Source organism: Streptomyces sp. 13-12-16, assembly GCF_002114215.1.
Classification (GTDB): Bacteria; Actinomycetota; Actinomycetes; order Streptomycetales; family Streptomycetaceae; genus Streptomyces.
On the sequence record NZ_NCTE01000936.1, the window covers coordinates 1 to 1,637 of the forward strand.

A 1,637-nucleotide genomic window follows, 5' to 3' on the forward strand; every position below is an offset into this window, starting at 1 on the left:
GCGGGGGCCGCGGGGGTCTCCTCGGCGCCGTCGGCGGCGGGCTCCTCGGCGGGGGCTTCCTCGATGATGGTGTGCGCGTTGGTGCCGGACAGGCCGAACGAGGAGACGCCGGCCCGGCGCGGGGCGTCGTCGCGGCGCGGCCACGGTACGGGCTCGGTGAGGAGGCGGACGGCTCCCTCGGTCCAGTCGACGTGGGTGGACGGCCGGTCCACGTGCAGGGTGCGCGGGAGCAGGTCGTGGCGCATCGCCATGACCGTCTTGATGACGCCGGCGACCCCGGCGGCGGCCTGGGTGTGGCCGATGTTGGACTTCACCGAGCCGAGCAGAAGGGGCCGTTCGGGATCGCGGCCCCGGCCGTAGGTGGCGAGCAGCGCCTGCGCCTCGACGGGGTCGCCGAGGACGGTGCCGGTGCCGTGCGCCTCGACCACGTCGACCTCGGCGGCGGAGAGGCGGGCGTTGGCCAGGGCGGCCTCGATGACGCGCTGCTGCGAGGGTCCGTTGGGGGCGGTCAGGCCGTTGGAGGCGCCGTCCTGGTTGACGGCGGAACCGCGCACCACGGCGAGCACGGGGTGGTCGTTGCGGCGGGCCTCGGACAGCCGCTCCAGGACGAGGACGCCGACCCCCTCGGACCAGCCGGTGCCGTCGGCGGCGTCGGCGAAGGACTTGCAGCGGCCGTCACCCGCGAGGCCGCCCTGACGGGCGAACTCGACGAACGTGGTGGGGCTCGCCATCACGGTGACACCGGCCGCCAGCGCCAGGGAGCACTCCCCCGCCCGCAGCGACTGCGCGGCCAGGTGCAGGGCGACCAGCGAGGACGAACAGGCGGTGTCGACGGTGACGGCGGGACCGACGGCGCCGTAGAAGTAGGAGAGCCGGCCGGACAGGATGCTGGTGGCGTTGCCGGTCAGCTGGAAGCCCTGGACGTCGTCGTCGGGGCCGACGCGGTAGTCCTGCGGCATGGCGCCGACGAACACGCCGGTGCGGCTGCCGCGGACTCCGGACGGGTCGATCCCGGCACGTTCGAAGGCCTCCCAGGAGGTCTCCAGGAGCAGGCGCTGCTGCGGGTCCATGGAGAGCGCCTCGCGGGGCGAGATGCCGAAGAAGTCCGCGTCGAAGGCGGGCGCGTCGTGCAGGAAGCCGCCGGCGAATCCGGCGGGCCCGTCGCCGACGGCGGCCTCCCAGCCGCGGTCGTCGGGCATGGGGGTGATGCCGTCCTCACCGGCGACCAGCATCCGCCACAGGTCCTCGGGGCTGTTCACGCCGCCCGGGTAGCGGCAGCCCATGCCGACGATCGCGATGGGCTCGGTGGCCGCCGCCTCCAGCTCGCTCACCCGCTGCCGCGAACGCTTCAGATCGGCGCTCGCTCGCTTGAGGTAGTCCCGGAGCTTCTGTTCCTTGTCCATTTCAACGCAACCCATCTGGAAGAAGACCGGCGGACGGCTGGCGGTCCGGCGGGGACACCGGGTGTTCGGGGCGGCCGTTCGGCGGGACGGCCGGGGTGTCGGAAGGAGGGAGTGGAGCGGGAGGGGCGGGGCCGGCGGGGGTGCGGCCGGTGCGGGAGGTCACCCGCCGGGCGGACCGGGCCGTACGCGGTGCCGGGGTCCGCCTGTCCGCGGCCGTTCCCCGGCACCGCGCCG

General features: G+C 75.0%; 1 protein-coding gene. It reads right to left on the reverse strand.

What is annotated here, in order from left to right:
- Window positions 1–1,403: beta-ketoacyl synthase N-terminal-like domain-containing protein (locus B7767_RS32520; protein ID WP_179167374.1), on the reverse strand; the 1,403-nt coding region annotated here is incomplete at its 3' end.
- Between the last annotated feature and the right edge of the window lie 234 nt (window positions 1,404–1,637).